The organism is Pseudomonas protegens (assembly GCF_003732485.1).
GTDB classification, from domain to species: Bacteria; Pseudomonadota; Gammaproteobacteria; order Pseudomonadales; family Pseudomonadaceae; genus Aquipseudomonas; species Aquipseudomonas protegens_B.
In genome coordinates this window covers 581,101-598,893 of the sequence record NZ_MOAK01000086.1, presented here as the reverse complement: position 1 = coordinate 598,893, position 17,793 = coordinate 581,101, and the positions used below count along the sequence as shown (strand labels likewise).

Here is a 17,793-nt window from a genome sequence, read left to right as displayed (position 1 = left end):
GATCGGACGCCCGCGTCGCAGACAGCTTTTCAACCTTCCCTTCGGCCAGCCAGGCCGCGACTTTTTGCGCCTGATTCTCCGCCACCGCCTGGGCCGCCTCGATCAGATCCAGGTCGGCGTCGACCCACAATAGGGCACCCTTGGCAAAGAACGGCTCCAGTTCCTTCCAGCTGATAGATGCGGTCTCACCAAGCAGCTTGGCATAGAGGGTGCTAGGTTCTTGAGTCATGGGACTGTCCAGAAATGAAATCGGCGCAATCATAACGTCGGTGCTCTGGCAGAAAAACCCAGAAGCAAACGCGTCACCGATCGAGAAGCTCAGAAGCGCCAGGGACTGACGCCGAACCGGGCGCAAGCCACGCCGCAAATCTGTCTTTTTCTTTCAATTAAGCGACACTCCGCGTTTTTGCCCCCAGCCGCCAGCTTTTCAAGCGAACAACCGGCGCTCTACACTGTACCGGTACAGTTGCCAGGGGCATTTCCGACGGATATCGCGATATATCTGATTCGGTTCTGCGACCAAGGCCGCCGGAACTATAAAAATTACAACAGTAAGAGTGGAGCACTATGAATAAGGCTACTAAGCAGATTTCCAAACTGTTTGCCGCTATGGTCCTGGCCGGGGTTGCCAGCCATTCGTTCGCAGCTGACACCATCAAGATCGGTATCGCCGGCCCCAAGACCGGCCCGGTAGCCCAATACGGCGACATGCAGTTCAGCGGCGCCAAAATGGCCATCGAACAGATCAACGCCAAGGGCGGCGTCAACGGCAAGAAGCTCGAAGCCGTTGAATACGATGACGCCTGTGATCCAAAACAAGCCGTAGCCGTCGCCAACAAAGTGGTCAACGATGGCGTCAAGTTCGTGGTCGGCCACCTGTGCTCCAGCTCCACTCAACCCGCTTCCGACATCTACGAAGACGAAGGCGTGATCATGATCACCCCGGCTGCCACCAGCCCGGACATCACCGCCCGTGGTTACAAGATGGTGTTCCGCACCATCGGCCTGGACAGCGCCCAGGGCCCTGCCGCCGGTAACTACATCGCCGACCACGTGAAGCCAAAGGTCGTGGCCGTACTCCACGACAAACAGCAGTACGGTGAAGGCATTGCCAGCGCCGTGAAGCAGACCCTGGAGAAGAAAGGCACCAAGGTTGCCGTGTTCGAAGGCATCAACGCCGGCGACAAGGACTTCTCTTCGCTGATCGCCAAGCTCAAGCAAGCCAACGTCGACTTCGTCTACTACGGCGGCTACCACCCGGAGCTGGGCCTGATCCTGCGCCAATCCCAGGAAAAGGGCCTGAAAGCCAAGTTCATGGGTCCGGAAGGCGTGGGTAACGACTCCATCTCGCAGATCGCCAAGGACGCGTCCGAAGGCCTGCTGGTGACCCTGCCCAAATCCTTCGACCAGGACCCGGCCAACATCGCCCTGGCTGACGCGTTCAAGGCCAAGAAAGAAGACCCGAGCGGTCCTTTCGTATTCCCTTCCTACTCCGCCGTTGAAGTTATCGCTGGCGCCATCACCAACGCCAAGAGCGAAGACGCGGCCAAGGTGGCCGAAGCCATCCACGCCGGTACCTTCAAGACCCCCACTGGCGACCTGAGCTTCGACGCCAAGGGCGACTTGAAAGACTTCAAGTTCGTGGTCTACGAGTGGCACTTCGGCAAACCTAAAACCGAAGTCTCTCCTCAGTAAGGCGTGCCTTGACTGACTGCCAATAAAGCCCACGGCTCGCCGTGGGCTTTGTTTTACGAATGTATGGGCCTGTGTTCCGTGATCCGGAATCCCGCCCACCTGAAAATCTCAAAACCGTCATCAGCGGTTCGCTGGCAAAACCCAGCCCGAAGTGGGTGCAGATCCACGGGGCCTGGGCGGGAAAATGACTCCACCAGTGAAATGCGTATCAGGTTTTTAGGAGCGTTGTAATGCCTGACATCTATCACTTTTTCCAACAGCTGGTTAACGGTCTCACCGTTGGCAGCACGTATGCCCTGATCGCCATCGGCTATACGATGGTTTACGGCATCATTGGAATGATCAACTTCGCCCACGGCGAGGTGTACATGATCGGTTCCTACGTGGCGTTCATCGCCATCGCCGGGCTGGCCATGATGGGACTCGACAGCGTCCCGCTGTTGATGACCGCAGCCTTCATCGCGAGCATCGTCGTCACCAGTGCCTACGGCTACAGCATCGAACGGATCGCCTACCGCCCCTTGCGTGGCAGTAACCGCCTGATCCCGCTGATCTCGGCCATCGGCATGTCGATCTTCCTGCAGAACACCGTTCTGCTGGCGCAAGACTCCAAGGACAAATCCATCCCTAACCTGATCCCGGGCAACATCTCCATCGGGCCAGGTGGCGCACATGAAGTGCTGATTTCCTACATGCAGATCGTGGTATTCGTGGTGACTCTGGTCGCCATGCTCGGCCTGACGCTGTTCATCTCCCGTTCTCGCCTGGGTCGCGCCTGCCGTGCCTGTGCCGAGGACATCAAGATGGCCAACCTCCTGGGGATCAATACCAACAACATCATCGCCCTGACCTTCGTGATCGGCGCCGCACTGGCGGCCATCGCCGCCGTGCTGCTGAGCATGCAATACGGTGTGATCAACCCCAACGCCGGTTTCCTGGTGGGCCTCAAGGCCTTCACCGCAGCGGTCTTGGGCGGCATCGGCAGCATTCCGGGCGCGATGCTCGGCGGGCTGGTGCTGGGGGTGGCCGAAGCCTTGGGTGCCGACGTGTTCGGCGACCAGTACAAGGACGTTGTGGCATTCGGCCTGTTGGTTCTGGTGCTGTTGTTCCGTCCGACCGGCATTCTGGGCCGTCCGGAGGTTGAGAAAGTATGACTAGGAATCTTAAATCGGCGCTGTTCAGCGCCCTGTTGGTCTGGGCCGTCGCCTACCCGGTGCTGGGCCTGAAACTGACCATCGTCGGCATCAACCTGGAAGTCCACAACACCAGTCCGGCCATTCTTGCCACCATCGCGGTGTGCTCGGTGCTGATGTTCCTGCGGGTGCTGTTCCATAGCCAGATCAGCGCCGCCTGGAAGTCCTCTCCCAGCATGCCGTTGGTCCCGGCCAAGGCCAGCAACTTCCTAACCCTGCCCAGCACTCAGCGCTGGATCATCCTGGCGCTGATCCTCGGTGCCCTGGTCTGGCCGTTCTTCGGCTCTCGCGGCGCGGTGGACATTGCCACGCTGATCCTGATCTACGTGATGCTGGGCCTGGGCCTGAACATCGTGGTCGGTCTGGCCGGCCTGCTGGACCTGGGTTACGTGGGCTTCTACGCCGTTGGCGCCTACAGCTACGCGCTGCTGTCGCACTACTTCGGCCTGAGCTTCTGGATCTGCCTGCCGATCGCCGGCCTGATGGCGGCCACCTTCGGCTTCCTGCTGGGCTTCCCGGTGCTGCGCCTGCGGGGTGACTACCTGGCCATCGTGACCCTGGGCTTTGGCGAGATCATCCGTCTGTTGCTGCGCAACATGACCGATCTCACCGGCGGCCCCAACGGCATCAGCAACATCGAGAAGCCGACGTTCTTCGGCCTGACCTTCGAGCGCAAGGCAGCGGAAGGCATGCAGACCTTCCACGAGTTCTTCGGCCTGCAGTACAACTCGATCAACAAGGTGATCTTCCTCTACCTGGTGGCCCTGCTGCTGGCGCTGGCGGCGCTGTTCGTCATCAACCGCCTGCTGCGCATGCCCATCGGTCGCGCCTGGGAAGCTCTGCGTGAAGATGAGATTGCCTGCCGTGCCCTGGGCCTGAACCCCACCGTGATCAAGCTCTCGGCCTTTACCCTGGGCGCCGCGTTCGCCGGTTTCGCCGGCAGCTTCTTCGCCGCGCGCCAAGGCCTGGTGACCCCAGAGTCCTTCACCTTCATCGAGTCGGCGATCATCCTCGCCATTGTCGTGTTGGGTGGCATGGGCTCGCAGCTGGGTGTGATCCTGGCGGCGATCGTGATGATCCTCTTGCCTGAAATGATGCGTGAATTCAGCGAATACCGGATGTTGATGTTCGGCGCCATGATGGTGCTGATGATGATCTGGCGTCCTCAAGGTCTGCTGCCCATGCAACGTCCTCACATGGAGCTGCGCAAATGAGCCGTGAGATCCTCAAAGTAACGGGCCTGTCGATGCGCTTCGGCGGCCTGCTGGCGGTCAACGGCGTGGCCCTGACCGTCAAGGAAAAACAAGTGGTGGCATTGATCGGCCCGAACGGTGCCGGCAAGACCACGGTGTTCAACTGCCTGACCGGTTTCTACCAGCCCAGCGCCGGCAGCATCCTCCTGGACGGCGAGCCGATCGAAGGCCTGCCCGGCCACAAGATCGCCCGCAAGGGCGTGGTGCGGACCTTCCAGAACGTGCGGCTGTTCAAGGACATGACCGCGGTCGAGAACCTGTTGATCGCCCAGCACCGGCACCTGAACACCAACTTCCTGGCCGGTCTGTTCAAGACCCCGGCGTTCCGCAAGAGCGAGCGCGAAGCCATGGAGTACGCCGGCTACTGGCTGGACAAGGTCAACCTGCGGGAGTTTGCCAACCGCCCCGCCGGCACCCTGGCCTACGGTCAGCAACGGCGTCTGGAAATCGCCCGCTGCATGATGACCCGCCCGCGGATTCTCATGCTCGACGAGCCGGCCGCCGGACTCAACCCCAAGGAAACCGAGGATCTGAAAGCGCTGATCAGCGTGTTGCGTGAGGAGCACAACGTCACCGTGCTGCTGATCGAGCACGACATGAAACTGGTCATGAGCATTTCCGACCATATCGTGGTGATCAACCAGGGCACGCCCCTGGCCGACGGTACGCCGGAACAGATCCGCGACAATCCCGAAGTGATCAAAGCCTACCTGGGGGAAGCGTAAATGCTGCAGTTCGAAAACGTTTCCACCTACTACGGCAAGATCCAGGCGTTGCACAGCGTCAACGTCGAGATCCGCCAAGGCGAAATCGTCACCCTGATCGGCGCCAACGGTGCCGGCAAATCCACCCTGCTGATGACCCTCTGCGGCTCGCCACAGGCTCACAGCGGCAGCATCCGTTACCTGGGTGAAGAGCTGGTGGGACAAAGCTCGGCGCAGATCATGCGCAAGAGCATTGCCGTGGTACCGGAAGGCCGCCGGGTGTTCGCCCGCCTGACCGTGGAAGAGAACCTGGCCATGGGCGGCTTCTTCACCGACAAGGGCGACTACCAGGAGCAGATGGACAAGGTCCTGGAGTTGTTCCCGCGGCTCAAGGAGCGCTTCACCCAGCGCGGCGGCACCATGTCCGGCGGCGAGCAGCAGATGCTCGCCATCGGTCGTGCGCTGATGAGCAAGCCCAAGCTGCTGCTGCTGGACGAACCGTCCCTGGGCCTGGCGCCGATCATCATCCAGCAGATCTTCGACATCATCGAACAGCTGCGCCGCGACGGCGTGACGGTGTTCCTGGTGGAGCAGAACGCCAACCAGGCGCTGAAGATCGCCGACCGCGCCTATGTGCTGGAGAACGGCCGGGTGGTGATGCAGGGTACCGGCGAGTCGCTGCTGACCGATCCGAAGGTGCGTGAAGCCTATCTGGGCGGCTAAGCACCTGCATCAATGAAAACGGCCCTTCGGGGCCGTTTTTTTTATTCCGGGATAAAAAACTGCCCCAGGCTGTAACGAATGCCAATGAGCCTTCTCTAGAGGGGTAAGCAAGCACGAATGCTTCCTTAACCCACCCCAATCTGGAGAAACATCATGAGCAACACTCGCACCCTGTCCGCTACCGCCCTGGTCCTGGCCCTGGGCTCTGCCCTGAGCATCGCGGCCGTCTCCACCACTGCCCAGGCGGCCGGCGACATGGAGAAATGCTTCGGCGTGGCCATGAAGGGCAAGAACGACTGTGCCGCGGGCGCCGGCACCACCTGCGCCGGGACCTCCAAGCTCAATGACCAGGCCAATGCCTGGAAACTGGTGCCAAAAGGCACTTGCGAAAAAACCGCCAGCAGCACCTCGCCCACCGGTTTCGGTCAGCTCGAAGCCTTCAAAGCCAAGTCCTGATCCCGCGCCTGCCTGAGTGTCGATGATGAACACAGCCCTGATCCAACGTCCCCGCCACGACATTCAGGCGTCCGCCTCGAGCCTGCCGCTCCGTGCAGGCCTGGGGCTCAAGAGCGAACACTTCAAGGACGTCCTCGAACAGCGGCCCGATGTCGGTTTTTTCGAGGTACATGCCGAGAACTACATGGTGGCGGGCGGGCCCTTCCATCATTACCTGGGGTTGATCCGCGAAGACTATTCGCTGTCGTTGCACGGTGTCGGCCTGTCCATTGGCGGCGAAGCTCCCCTGGACACCGAGCATCTGCAGCGCCTGGCGGCCTTGATCAAGCGCTATCAACCCCAGTCCTTTTCCGAACACCTGGCCTGGTCCAGCCACGGCCCGGTGTTTCTCAATGACCTGCTGCCCCTGGCCTACGACGTGCCGACCCTGCGGCGGGTCTGCGAACACATTGATCAGGTGCAGAACCATCTGGGGCGAACCATGCTGCTGGAAAATCCGGCCACCTATCTGCAATTCCAGCGCTCGACCCTGGACGAGACGGACTTCATCCAAGAGGTGATCCAGCGCAGCGGCTGCGGCCTGCTGCTGGACGTCAACAACCTCTACGTTTCCTGCATCAATCACCGGCGCGATCCCCTGGCCTATCTGCAGGCACTGCCGCTGCACGCCGTGGGCGAGATTCATCTGGCCGGGTTCGCCGAAGACCGGGACAACCTCGGCGACCGTCTGTTGATCGACGATCACGGCGCCCCGGTGGACCAGGCAGTCTGGGCCCTGTATCGGCAGGCGCTGGAGCGAATCGGCCCCATGGCCACCCTGATCGAGCGGGACAATCAGGTGCCAAGCCTGGCGACCCTTGTGGTCGAGGCCGATCAGGCCCAGGCATTACTGCAGCGCGCCCGGGTGCAGTCATGAGCAGCCAAGCCGCCTTCGCCAACGCCCTGCTGAGCAGCGAAGCGATCTGTCCTGCGGGGCTGTGCAGCAGCAACGGCGCCGATCCGGCCAGCCGCTTTGCGGTCTATCGCAACAACGTGCAGAGCTCGCTGATCAACGCCCTTTCGGCGGCCTACCCGGTGGTGGCGCAACTGGTGGGCCAGGCCTTCTTCGACGCCATGGCCCGTCACTATGTGCAGGACTTCGCGCCCCACAGCCCCTTGCTCAGCGACTACGGCCAGGACTTGGGCGACTTTATCCAGGGCTTTGCCCCGGCCGCCGCCCTGCCCTATCTGGCCGATGTGGCGCGCCTGGAACGGCTGCGGGTCGAGGCCTATCACGCCGCCGACGCTCGTCCCCTGGACCCGGCGCACCTGGCGGCGGCGATGAGCCGGCCAGACAGCCTCGGGCAGATGCGCCTGCTGTTGCATCCGTCGCTGCGCACCCTGCATTCACGCTTCGCCGTCGTCAGCTTGTGGGCCGCTCACCAGAGCGAGGCGGCGTGGCCGGCGTTCGACCTGTACCAGGGCCAGTACGCCCTGGTGCTGCGCAATGCCCTGGAGGTGGAGGTCATCGCGCTGGACGCCGGCAGTGCCACCTTCATCGACAGCCTGCACAACCACTGGCCGCTGGAAATCGCTGCCGCCTATGCCCTGGATGCCCAAGCCGATTTCGACCTGGGCCAGTGCCTGGGCCTGCTGCTGGGCCACGGCGCTGTTATTGACCTGCAACTTCATCAGAAGGCTTGACCATGAACACCCAGACTCCTACCCCCGTTAGTGGATTGCTGAACCGAATCATTCAAGGGTTCGAGCGTATTCCCTACAGCCTGATTGCCTTTATCGCGCGGTTCTCCATCGCCGCGGTGTTCTGGAAATCCGGCCAGACCAAGGTCGAGGGGCTGGCCATCGACCTGATCGACGGCACCTTCCAGCTGGGCTGGCCGCGGCTGGCGGATTCGACCATTCCCCTGTTCCAGAGCGAATACCACGTGCCTCTGCTGACGCCGGAAATAGCGGCGCACCTGGCGGCCTTTGCCGAGCATTTTTTCCCGATGTTGATCCTGCTGGGCCTGGCCACGCGCTTTTCCGCCCTGGCGCTGCTGGGGATGACCCTGACCATCCAGTTGTTCGTCTACCCGGATGCCTACCCGACCCACGGCACCTGGGCGGCGATCCTTCTGCTGCTGATGGCCAAAGGCCCGGGGGTGTTCTCTCTCGATCAACTGCTCGCCCGTCGCTATCGCCGCGCTCTGTAACGACGACCGGCCCTAGAGACGATCCAGGGCCTCGCCGCTGCGGCGGAACCAGTCCATCAGGTAATCGGCCAGCACCTGGGTTCGCTTGGGCAGGCCGCCCTGGTAGGGATGCACCAGGTACATCGGCATGCTGCGGGTCTGGTAATCCCGCAGCAACCAGCGCAGGCGGCCGTCGGCCAGATCGCTGTGCAGCACATAGGAAGGCAACCGGGCAATGCCCGCTCCCGCCAGGGCGGCTTTCTTCAGCAGGTTGTAGTGGTTGCTGGCGAAGGGCCCGCTGACGCGCACCCGCAACAGCTCGTGGCGCTGGTGATACAACCATTCCTCCCGTCCGCTGTAATGGCTGTTGAGCAGGCAGCGATGTTCGGCCAGCTCTCGGGGAGTCTGCGGTTCGCCGTATTGCTCCAGGTAAGCCGGGCTGGCGCAGGTCATCTCATGCCAGGCCAGCAGCGGCCGGGCGACCAGGCGCTGATCGTTGGCCACTTCCGAACGCACCGCCAGATCAAATCCTTCCCGGGCCAGGTCGCGGTAACTGTTGTTCAGGTCCAGCTCGATCTGCACCTGGGGGTAGTGCCGGGAGAACTCCAGCAGCAGGCCATCGAAAAAAGTCTCTCCCAGGGACACCGGAACCGTCAGGCGCACCGGGCCGGCCATATCGTCCTTGAGCCGGGCCAGGGCCTGATGGGCCCGCTCCACTTGGACTACCAGCGCCTGGGCCTGAGGCAGAAGCGCCGCCCCGGCGGCGGTCAGGTCCAGACGCCGGGTGGTGCGTTGCAGCAGCACCACGGCGTACCGGGCTTCCAGGGCGCTGATGCGCTTGGACAACTGGCCCTTGCTGCACCCCAGTTGCTGGGCCGCCAGGGTGAAACTGCCGGCTTCCACCAGCACCGCAAACGCCGCCAGGTCATCCATCTCGCTCATGGATTGTTTCCATTTGAAAACCAAAGGTTGCCTATTAGCGCGTTAATCCATGAAAAAAACCACTCTAGACTGCAACCTCGTCCCCCCCTTTGAGGAACAGCCCATGAAAATTCTCTTGATCGGTGCCAACGGCACCATTGGCTCGGCGGTAGACCGGGAACTGTCCCAGCGTCACGAAGTGATCCGTATCGGCCGCACCAGCGGTGACTTGCAAGTGGACATCAGCGATGCCCAGTCGATCCGCGCCCTGTTCGAAAAGACCGGGCGCTTCGATGCGCTGGTGTGCGCCGCCGGTAACGTCACCTTCGCACCGCTGGGGGAAATGACCGCCGAGCACTTCAGCCTGGGCCTCAAGGACAAGCTGATGGGCCAGGTCAACCTGCTGCTGATCGGCCGCGAGTACGCCAACGACGGCGCCTCCTTCACCTTCACCACCGGCGTCTTGAGCCACGACCCGATCCGCAGCGGCGCCTCGGCCGCCCTGGTCAACGGCGCTATCGACAGCTTCGTTCGGGCCGCCGCCATCGAGCTGCCCCGGGGCCTGCGGGTCAACTCCATCAGCCCCAACGTGCTGGTGGAAGCCATGGGCAGCTACGCTCCCTACTTCCGCGGCTTCAAGCCGGTGCCGGCGGCCGACGTGGCCCTGGCCTACGCCAAGAGCGTGGAAGGCCTGCAGACCGGCCAGACCTACCACGTCGGTTGATCCGAGTCGTGCTGGAGCCGGCTTGTGTAGGAGCTGGCTCGCCAGCGAAGGCGTCCTCCCGAACCACACAAGGCTCCAGGGCCTCTTCGCCGGCAAGCCGGCTCCTACGGTTGATGGCGCTGCTGCGTTCAATCCGGGGTTGTGGTGATCGGGCGGGCTGCGTAACGTGTCGGCTTCCGCTTGGAGGCCCCATGATGCGCACCGCCCGTTCACTGCTTTGTTTCGCCCTGTTGCCGCTGTTTGCCGGCTGCCAGATGTTGCCGATGTTCAACTCACAACCCGAGGCGCCGTCCATGGCCGGGCTGACCCGGATGCAGGGTGAACTCAGCGCGGCAGACGGCAAGTTGCTGTTCAAACCCTGCACCGAAGATCGCCGTTATGTGGTCAGCGATGGCGGCGACACCAGCGTGCTGCAAGAGGCCGCTACTCTGGCTGAGAAACAGGGCAAGCTGTTCGCCGACCTGCGGGGCAAGTTTTCCGCCAGCGGCAGTAGCGACGGGCAGTTGAACCTGCGCCAGCTGTATCGCATCGAACGTTCCGGCAGTGCCTGCAACGACCCGAATTTCCAGCGTCTGATCCTGCGGGCCGGCAGCAAGAACCCGGCCTGGAATGTCGATGTCAGTGCCAAGGGCATGATGATCGAGCGCGCCGGCCAGCCGACCCTGGCCCTGCCCTATCTGGAAGAGCAACTGGGCGACGGCCGTTTCAACCTCACCAGCGAAGCCAATCACCAGCGCGTGGAGCTTTGGGTCGCACCGCAACGCTGCGTCGACCCCGTTACCGGCAGCGTCCAGCACTTGAGCGCCGAGCTGCGGGTGGATGGTCAGGTCCAGCGCGGTTGCGGCTATTTCGGCGGCTCGCGCAACGACTGATTCGACGAGCAGCGGTTTTAGCCTCACGGCGACGGTGGATTGCGGCTTATAATCGCCGGTTTGTGCAAAGCAAGCCGGCGCACTGTTGCGCACCGCCTACCCGGATCCTGTCATGTTACGAATCACCGAACTCAAGTTGCCGATCGACCATCCCGATGAAGACCTGCGCGCCGCTATCGTGCAGCGCTTGGGGATCGCCAGCGATGACCTGCTCGATTTCACCTTGTTCAAACGCAGCTACGATGCGCGCAAGAAGTCTTCCGAGCTGTGCTTCATCTACACCATCGACCTCAGCGTGCGCGACGAAGCGGCGCTGCTGCTCAAGTTCGCCGACGACCGTAACGTCAACCCGGCGCCGGATGTCAGCTACAAGGTGGTGGGCCAGGCTCCGGCAGACCTGAACGAACGACCGATCGTGGTGGGTTTCGGCCCTTGCGGCATCTTTGCCGGCCTGTTGCTGGCCCAGATGGGCTTCAAGCCGATCGTTCTCGAGCGCGGCAAGGAAGTGCGCCAGCGCACCAAGGACACCTGGGGCCTGTGGCGTAAAAGCGTGCTCAACCCCGAGTCCAACGTGCAATTCGGCGAAGGCGGCGCCGGGACCTTCTCCGACGGCAAGCTCTACAGCCAGATCAAGGACCCGCAGCACCACGGTCGCAAGGTGCTCCACGAGTTCGTCAAGGCCGGTGCGCCAGACGAAATCCTCTACGTCAGCAAGCCGCACATCGGCACCTTCCGCCTCACCGGCGTGGTGGAAAACATGCACCAGCAGATCATCGCCCTGGGCGGTGAAGTGCGCTTCGAGCAGCGGGTCACCGACGTGCTGATCGAAGACGGCCAACTGCGGGGCGTGGAACTGGCCAGCGGCGAACAGCTGCATTCGCGACACGTGATCCTGGCCCTGGGCCACAGCGCCCGCGACACCTTCCGCATGCTCCACAGCCGTGGCGTGTACATGGAAGCCAAGCCGTTCTCCGTAGGTTTCCGTATCGAGCACCCGCAATCGCTGATCGACAGCGCGCGCCTGGGCAAGTACGCCGGCCACCCGAAACTCGGCGCCGCCGACTACAAGCTGGTGCACCACGCCAAGAACGGCCGTTCGGTCTACAGCTTCTGCATGTGCCCGGGCGGCACCGTGGTGGCGGCCACCTCCGAGCCGAACCGGGTGGTGACCAACGGCATGAGCCAGTACTCGCGCAACGAGCGCAATGCCAACTCGGGCATCGTGGTAGGCATCACTCCTGAAGTGGACTACCCGGGCGGGCCGTTGGCGGGTATCGAGTTGCAAGAGCGCCTGGAGTCCCACGCCTTTGTCCTGGGTGGCAGCAACTATCAGGCTCCGGCGCAACTGGTGGGCGACTTCATCGCCGGCAAACCCACCACCGCCCTGGGCAGCGTCGAGCCGTCCTACAAGCCGGGGGTGAGCCTGGGCGATCTGGCCCTGGCCCTGCCGGACTTTGCCATCGAAGCCATTCGCGAAGCCTTGCCGGCCTTCGAGCGGCAGATCAAGGGCTACTCGTTGCACGATGCGGTGTTGACCGGCATTGAGACCCGCACCTCATCGCCGCTGCGTATCACTCGTGATGCCTCGATGCAGAGCCTGAATGTGAAGGGGCTGTATCCAGCCGGTGAAGGCGCCGGTTATGCCGGGGGGATTCTTTCCGCCGGTGTGGACGGGATTCGCATTGCCGAAGCCGTGGCCCGGGACATCCTCGGGATTCAGGCCTGACGGACGGCCCCTTTCGCCGACAAGCCGGCTCCTACCGCCTTCCGTAGGAGCTGGCTCGCCAGCGAAGATGTCATCCAGAACAGTGCAAGGCTCAAGGGCCTCTTCGCCGGCATGCCGGCTCCTACGACAGGTTCAGATGCCGGCGCGCAATACGCTGGCGGGTAGTGCCTCGCCACGTTCGACACTGGCGGCTACCGCGTCGACCAAGCCACTCAATTGGTACCCCTGCTCCGCCAGCCACTGCTCATCGTAGTAAGTGGTCGCATAGCGCTCGCCACCGTCACAGAGAATCGCCACGATCGAACCCGTCTCGCCCGCGGCGGCCATCTGCTGCGCGGCCATCAGCGCGCCGATCAGGTTGGTGCCGCTGGAGCCACCGACCCGGCGACCCAAGCGCTGGGCCAGGTAGTGCATGGCCGCCAGGGACAAGGCATCCGGCACCTTGACCATGGCGTCGATCACCTTGGGCAGGAAGGAAGCCTCGACCCGTGGCCGGCCAATACCTTCGATCCGCGAACCGCAATCCAGGCGCAGACTGGCATCGCCAGTCTGGTAGAAATCGAAGAACACCGAGCGCTCGGCGTCGGCACACAGCACCCGGGTGCTGTGCTGGCGATAGCGCACGTAGCGGCCCAGGGTCGCGGTGGTGCCGCCGGTACCCGGGCTGGAGATCAGCCAACTGGGCTCCGGGTAACGCTCGAAGCGCAACTGCTGGAAGATCGACTCGGCGATGTTGTTGTTGGCCCGCCAGTCGGTGGCCCGCTCGGCGTAGGTGAACTGGTCCATGAAGTGACCGCCACTTTCCCGGGCCAGGCGCTCGGATTCGGCATAGATCTGCGTCGGGTCCTGCACCAGATGGCTCTTGCCGCCATAGAAGGCGATCTGCGTGATCTTTTCCTGGGAGGTGGTGGCTGGCATCACGGCAATGAAAGGCAGCCCCAGGAGACGAGCGAAATAAGCTTCGGAAATCGCCGTGGACCCGCTGGAGGCCTCGATCACTGGCGCGCCGGGTTTGAGCCAGCCATTACACAGGGCATAGAGAAACAACGAGCGGGCCAGGCGGTGCTTGAGGCTGCCGGTGGGATGGCTGGATTCATCCTTGAAATACAGCTCGATACCCGGCTGGCCTGGAAGCGGCAGCGGAATCAGATGGGTGTCGGCGCTGCGCTGAAAGTCGGCTTCGATGATGCGGATGGCCTCACGGGCCCATTGGCGATTGTCGCTCATGTTCTATTCTCGTCGGATCGAACGCCATACCGGCGCAAGAAAATGAAATGCACCCAGCATAGGTGATCCGGGTTCGGCGCAATCAGGTGGCTGTGCCCTGGAGGAAAACCACCTGCAAGCCCCTGGCGACGGACATGTTAGGAAATATCGCCAGCCCCTGACAGGTACAGCTGGGAAGCAATTGGAAACACAACTGCAAGGAAGCTTTTTCAGCAGGCCGCTTACCCGCTGCATATAACAAAAAAGAATATAACTTTTGTTTTAACAACTAACTGTACGGGTTAGGGTGTGCCACCTTTTTTAGATTTAGATGGAGAGCGACCTTGCCTCTGCGTAGCACTTTCACTCGTTTCTTTGCCATGGAAGCTGCCAGCGGTCTGTTATTGATCGCCGCTGCCATCCTGGCTCTCATCATCAACAACTCACCACTGTCCTGGCTGTACAACGGCCTGCTGGAAACCCCGGTAGTGGCACAGATTGGTGCCTTGAAGATCGCCAAGCCGCTGTTGCTGTGGATCAACGACGGCCTGATGGCCCTGTTCTTCCTGCTGATCGGCCTTGAGGTCAAGCGCGAGGTTCTGGAAGGCCAGTTGTCCAAGCCTTCGCAGATCGTCCTGCCGGGCCTGGCAGCCATTGGCGGCATGCTGGTACCGGCCCTGATCTACTGGTTTCTCAACCGTGACAATCCGGCGGCACTCAATGGCTGGGCGATTCCGACCGCCACCGACATCGCCTTCGCCCTGGGGGTCCTGGCCCTGCTGGGTAAACGTGTCCCCACGTCGCTGAAGCTGTTTCTGATGACCCTGGCGATCATCGATGACCTGGGAGCCATCGTGATCATCGCGATCTTCTACTCCGGCGCCCTGTCGACCCTGTCGCTGATGCTGGCGGCTGCCTGCATTGCCGCCCTGGTGGCCATGAACCGGATGGGTGTGGTGAAACTCGGGCCCTACATGATCATCGGCCTGATTCTCTGGGTCTGCGTGCTCAAGAGCGGGGTCCACGCGACGCTGGCCGGCGTGACCCTGGCCTTCTGTATTCCCCTGCGCACCCGCAATGCCGAACCCTCGCCCGCCCAGGCACTGGAACATGCACTGCATCCATGGGTGGCGTTTGGCATCCTGCCGCTGTTCGCCTTCGCCAACGCAGGCCTGTCCCTGAGCGGCGTAACGCTTGAGAGCTTCACCCACCATGTACCCATGGGGATCGCCATCGGCCTGTTGCTGGGCAAGACCATCGGCGTGTTCGGCCTGAGCTGGCTGGCGATCAAGACCGGGCTCACCGCCCTGCCTGCCGGCGCCAACTGGGGACAGGTTCTCGGTGTGGCGATTCTGTGCGGGATCGGCTTCACCATGAGCCTGTTCGTTGGATCCCTGGCCTTCGTGCCCGGCAGCAGCGAGTACGCTGGCATGGACCGCATGGGTATTCTCACTGGCTCGTTGCTGGCCGCACTGATCGGTTATGCCGTTACCGCCGCCGCCAGCCGCAAGAACAATGCCCTGAGCTCCTGATCCAACCAGACCCGGCAGCCTGAAAACACAAAACCCCGACCAGTTGCCTGGCCGGGGTTTTGTTTGATCGGGAAGCGCTTAACGGGTAACGCGGCTGGTGCCGTTGACACTCATGATGCGCACGCGATCACCAACACGGAACACTTCGTTTTCCTGTACCTGTTGAACATAGGCACGCATGCTGCCGTCGTCTTCACGGACAGTGATCTCAACGCCCTGGGTACGGGTCAGACCTTCTTCAGTGGCCGAACCCAGCAGGCCGCCAGCTACCGCACCGATCACCGCAGTGACGATACTGCCACGGCCGCCGCCGATGGCGCTGCCGCCTACACCGCCGATTACAGCACCGGCAGCTCCGCCGATCGGGGTCTTGGTACCTTCGATTTTCACCGGACGCAGGGACTCGATGGTGCCCATGCGTACGGTTTGCACACGACGCGCTTCATCACGGGAGTAAGAGTCACCGGTCAGGTTTGAGGCACAGCCGCCGAGCAACATTGCCATCGTGGTGAAAGACGCAACCAGCAAAACAGACTTACGCATAGGATCAACTCCAAAGGACAGATAGTCATTAGACTCCGCAGCTTGACGCCTGTCACGGCGCCGCCCGGATAAAATTGGTTTCATTCAGCCAAAGTACAGACTGTGCAAACGCTAAGCCCTCTCAATACGGTAACGCCGATTTCCAGCATAGCGCCACCGAGCAAAGGATTTTTCATGGATTACTTCATCATCATCGTGACCACCATCGCCGGTCTGTATTTCCACTGGTGGCTCTACGTGCGCATCAAGCGCTGGGTGGACCGGGACCTGGCCTTGTCCCTGGCCGGAACCGATGAACAGAAGAAGCAATTCATGCTGCAACAGTTGGCCGAGGCCCAACGCCAGAAAGTAAAACGCCGGGACCTGCCGCAATGGCTGGAAGCCGCCGCGGCCGGTTATCCCGGCGAATGATCTGCGCGTGTCAGGGGGCCAGACGTTCCCGGCTCCACTGCCCCGCCTGCAGGCGATAGTTCAAACGGTCATGCAAGCGGCTGGGGCGTCCCTGCCAAAACTCGATGCGCTCGGGCAGCAGGCGATACCCCCCCCAATGTTCCGGGCAATCCGGCTGGCTATCGCTGAAGCGCGCCTCAGTGGCCTTGAGCAACTCCTGCAACTCGTCACGATCGGCGATCACCCGGCTTTGCGGTGAAGCCCAGGCCCCCAACCGACTCCCTAGAGGACGCACCTGATAATAGGCATCAGACTCCTGGGGAGTGACCTTGACCACCCTTCCTTCAATCCGCACCTGACGCTCCAGGGTCGGCCAGAAGAAGGTCATGGCAGCAAAAGGGCGTGCGGCCAATTGCTCTCCCTTGGCGCTTTCGTAGTTGGTGAAGAAGGTGAAACCCTGTTCATCCAAACCCTTGAGTAACAAGATGCGGCAATGGGGACGACCGTCAGTATCGACAGTCGCCAGTGTCATGGCATTGGCCTCTACCGGTGGCTGCTCGGTTTTCACCGCATCGGCAAACCACTGGTGAAACAGCGCAAAGGGCTCGTCCGGGGCCTGGGCCTCGGACAAGCCATCGCGGGTGTAATCCCGGCGCATATCAGCCAGAGACTGAGTCATGCCTGCTTCCTTATCCTTGAGAATCAGTTTTTAGCCTGAGCGGTAGCGGTTGCTTTCTTTGCTGGAGCTGCGGCTTTCTTCGCTGGCGCCTTCTTGGCTGCAGGCTTCTTGGCGACGGTGGACTTCTTCACTGGCGCAGCGGCCTTTTTACCGGTGGCGGCAGGAACGGGTGGCTTGGCGTCCTGCACGGCGACCATTTCGGTCTCGGACGGCGTCGGCTGGTTGTACTTGCTCAGCAGGCCCAGCATGGTGCTGCGCTGGGTCAGCATGATTTCCACTCGACGGTTCAGCGAACGGCCTTGAGGACTGTCATTGGCTGCACGCGGCATGACCGAACCCATGCCACGCAGCATCAGGCGGTCCTGCTTCAAGCCACTGAGGCTGAAGATGGCAGCAACGGACTGGGCGCGATCACGGCTCAGCTTCTGGTTGGCCAGGGTCGGGCCAGTCGCATCGGCATGGCCGAGAATCAGTACGGCGGTCTTGGGATCGCCTTCAACGGCCTTGGCCACGCGGGTGAATGGACCCAGGGTCACCGGCAGCAGCATGGCTGGACGGTCCGGGTTGAAGGACGCGTCGACCAACGCAGTCACTACCAGCACGTTTTCACGACGTTCGATTTGCAGCTTGCTGTCCTTCACCGCTTCACGCAGGCGCGGCTCGTAGTCGTCCAGCCAGGCCTGAGTGATTTTCGGGTCGGGCATTGGAATGTCCGCCACATTCACCTTACTCAGGGGCTTGGGCTGGCTCTTGGCAAACGGCCACCACCAATGGGTCTCGGAGTCTGCAGCCTTGGCGACTTCCGGAGCTGGAGCAGGCTCGGCCTTCTTGGCCTCAGCCACAGGCTTGTCGGCGGAGTCCTTGGAAGAGAACGGCCACCACCAGTTGCTGCTCTCGGCCTTGGCGGCAGGAGCGGCAGGTGCTGCGGCTACAGCGGCAGGGGCAGGAGCTGGCTCGGCTGCAGCCGGCTTGGCGGCAACCGGAGCTTTGCCAGCCGGCGCCACC

The 17,793-nt window shown here is 62.1% G+C and carries 20 protein-coding genes; 14 read left to right on the top strand and 6 right to left on the bottom strand.

Annotated elements, in window-relative coordinates:
• Nucleotides 1–262 (bottom strand): DUF2288 domain-containing protein (locus tag BLX41_RS29775; protein WP_259745356.1); only part of this gene is annotated, 262 nt, incomplete at its 3' end.
• Nucleotides 263–567: 305 nt separating this feature from the next.
• Between BLX41_RS29775 and BLX41_RS29770 the strand changes: the two genes are divergently transcribed.
• From BLX41_RS29770 to BLX41_RS29730, 9 genes are all read left to right on the top strand, one after another.
• Entirely contained in the window at nucleotides 568–1,695 is a 1,128-nt protein-coding gene (locus tag BLX41_RS29770) for a branched-chain amino acid ABC transporter substrate-binding protein (protein WP_123727755.1), read from the top strand.
• A gap of 230 nt (nucleotides 1,696–1,925) precedes the next feature.
• Nucleotides 1,926–2,849 (top strand): high-affinity branched-chain amino acid ABC transporter permease LivH, encoded by a 924-nt coding sequence (gene livH, locus BLX41_RS29765; protein ID WP_123727754.1) that lies wholly within the window; start codon nucleotides 1,926–1,928, stop codon nucleotides 2,847–2,849.
• The gene (locus tag BLX41_RS29760) at nucleotides 2,846–4,102 is read left to right on the top strand and encodes a high-affinity branched-chain amino acid ABC transporter permease LivM (protein WP_123727753.1); all 1,257 of its coding nucleotides are present in this window, start codon (nucleotides 2,846–2,848) and stop codon (nucleotides 4,100–4,102) included. Before livH ends, BLX41_RS29760 begins: the two co-directional genes overlap by 4 nt.
• Nucleotides 4,099–4,866, top strand: coding sequence for a high-affinity branched-chain amino acid ABC transporter ATP-binding protein LivG (gene livG, locus BLX41_RS29755; protein ID WP_060837861.1), 768 nt, complete (start codon nucleotides 4,099–4,101; stop codon nucleotides 4,864–4,866). The genes BLX41_RS29760 and livG overlap by 4 nt, the downstream gene beginning before the upstream one ends.
• Nucleotides 4,867–5,568 carry an ABC transporter ATP-binding protein gene (locus BLX41_RS29750; RefSeq protein ID WP_123727752.1) on the top strand — a complete coding sequence of 234 codons (702 nt, stop codon included), beginning with the start codon at nucleotides 4,867–4,869 and terminating at the stop codon, nucleotides 5,566–5,568.
• A 150-nt stretch (nucleotides 5,569–5,718) separates the two neighbouring features.
• Entirely contained in the window at nucleotides 5,719–6,024 is a 306-nt protein-coding gene (locus BLX41_RS29745) for a BufA1 family periplasmic bufferin-type metallophore (RefSeq protein ID WP_123727751.1), read from the top strand.
• Between the two features lie 25 nt (nucleotides 6,025–6,049).
• Nucleotides 6,050–6,940, top strand: coding sequence for an MNIO family bufferin maturase (gene bufB / locus BLX41_RS29740; RefSeq protein WP_123727750.1), 891 nt, complete (start codon nucleotides 6,050–6,052; stop codon nucleotides 6,938–6,940).
• Nucleotides 6,937–7,707: an HvfC/BufC N-terminal domain-containing protein gene (locus tag BLX41_RS29735; protein ID WP_123727749.1), complete on the top strand. Its 771-nt coding sequence runs from the start codon at nucleotides 6,937–6,939 to the stop codon at nucleotides 7,705–7,707. The genes bufB and BLX41_RS29735 overlap by 4 nt, the downstream gene beginning before the upstream one ends.
• 2 nt (nucleotides 7,708–7,709) lie before the next feature.
• Nucleotides 7,710–8,216, top strand: a complete 507-nt coding sequence (locus tag BLX41_RS29730; RefSeq protein ID WP_123727748.1) for a DoxX family protein — start codon at nucleotides 7,710–7,712, stop codon at nucleotides 8,214–8,216.
• 12 nt (nucleotides 8,217–8,228) lie between these two features.
• Here BLX41_RS29730 and BLX41_RS29725 read toward each other — a convergent pair whose 3' ends face one another.
• Complete coding sequence (locus tag BLX41_RS29725) at nucleotides 8,229–9,137, bottom strand: LysR family transcriptional regulator (protein ID WP_123727747.1); 909 nt, start codon at nucleotides 9,135–9,137, stop codon at nucleotides 8,229–8,231.
• A gap of 103 nt (nucleotides 9,138–9,240) precedes the next feature.
• Here BLX41_RS29725 and BLX41_RS29720 point away from each other — a divergent pair, with 103 nt between their 5' ends.
• The 3 genes from BLX41_RS29720 (at nucleotide 9,241) to BLX41_RS29710 (ending at nucleotide 12,438) form a co-directional block, all read left to right on the top strand.
• Nucleotides 9,241–9,840, top strand: a complete 600-nt coding sequence (locus BLX41_RS29720) for a short chain dehydrogenase (RefSeq protein WP_123727746.1) — start codon at nucleotides 9,241–9,243, stop codon at nucleotides 9,838–9,840.
• 194 nt (nucleotides 9,841–10,034) lie between these two features.
• A complete protein-coding gene (locus BLX41_RS29715) occupies nucleotides 10,035–10,712 on the top strand; it encodes a COG3650 family protein (protein ID WP_185073861.1) in 678 nt (225 codons plus the stop codon).
• Nucleotides 10,713–10,824: 112 nt separating this feature from the next.
• On the top strand, nucleotides 10,825–12,438 hold the full coding sequence (locus BLX41_RS29710) for an NAD(P)/FAD-dependent oxidoreductase (RefSeq protein WP_123727744.1): 1,614 nt from the start codon (nucleotides 10,825–10,827) through the stop codon (nucleotides 12,436–12,438).
• Nucleotides 12,439–12,570: 132 nt separating this feature from the next.
• Here the strand turns inward: BLX41_RS29710 and BLX41_RS29705 are convergent, their stop codons facing one another.
• Nucleotides 12,571–13,665, bottom strand: a complete 1,095-nt coding sequence (locus tag BLX41_RS29705) for a PLP-dependent cysteine synthase family protein (RefSeq protein WP_123727743.1) — start codon at nucleotides 13,663–13,665, stop codon at nucleotides 12,571–12,573.
• A gap of 323 nt (nucleotides 13,666–13,988) precedes the next feature.
• Between BLX41_RS29705 and nhaA the strand changes: the two genes are divergently transcribed.
• Nucleotides 13,989–15,176 (top strand): Na+/H+ antiporter NhaA, encoded by a 1,188-nt coding sequence (gene nhaA / locus BLX41_RS29700; protein ID WP_123727742.1) that lies wholly within the window; start codon nucleotides 13,989–13,991, stop codon nucleotides 15,174–15,176.
• A gap of 78 nt (nucleotides 15,177–15,254) precedes the next feature.
• Here nhaA and BLX41_RS29695 read toward each other — a convergent pair whose 3' ends face one another.
• Nucleotides 15,255–15,719 carry an outer membrane lipoprotein gene (locus BLX41_RS29695; protein ID WP_025127763.1) on the bottom strand — a complete coding sequence of 155 codons (465 nt, stop codon included), beginning with the start codon at nucleotides 15,717–15,719 and terminating at the stop codon, nucleotides 15,255–15,257.
• 174 nt (nucleotides 15,720–15,893) lie between these two features.
• Between BLX41_RS29695 and BLX41_RS29690 the strand changes: the two genes are divergently transcribed.
• Nucleotides 15,894–16,130: a hypothetical protein gene (locus BLX41_RS29690; RefSeq protein WP_123727741.1), complete on the top strand. Its 237-nt coding sequence runs from the start codon at nucleotides 15,894–15,896 to the stop codon at nucleotides 16,128–16,130.
• A gap of 10 nt (nucleotides 16,131–16,140) precedes the next feature.
• Here the strand turns inward: BLX41_RS29690 and pdxH are convergent, their stop codons facing one another.
• Both pdxH and BLX41_RS29680 read right to left on the bottom strand, forming a co-directional pair.
• Entirely contained in the window at nucleotides 16,141–16,788 is a 648-nt protein-coding gene (gene pdxH / locus BLX41_RS29685) for a pyridoxamine 5'-phosphate oxidase (protein WP_123727740.1), read from the bottom strand.
• Nucleotides 16,789–16,811: 23 nt separating this feature from the next.
• A complete protein-coding gene (locus BLX41_RS29680) occupies nucleotides 16,812–17,792 on the bottom strand; it encodes an OmpA family protein (protein ID WP_123727739.1) in 981 nt (326 codons plus the stop codon).
• Between the last annotated feature and the right edge of the window lies 1 nt (nucleotide 17,793).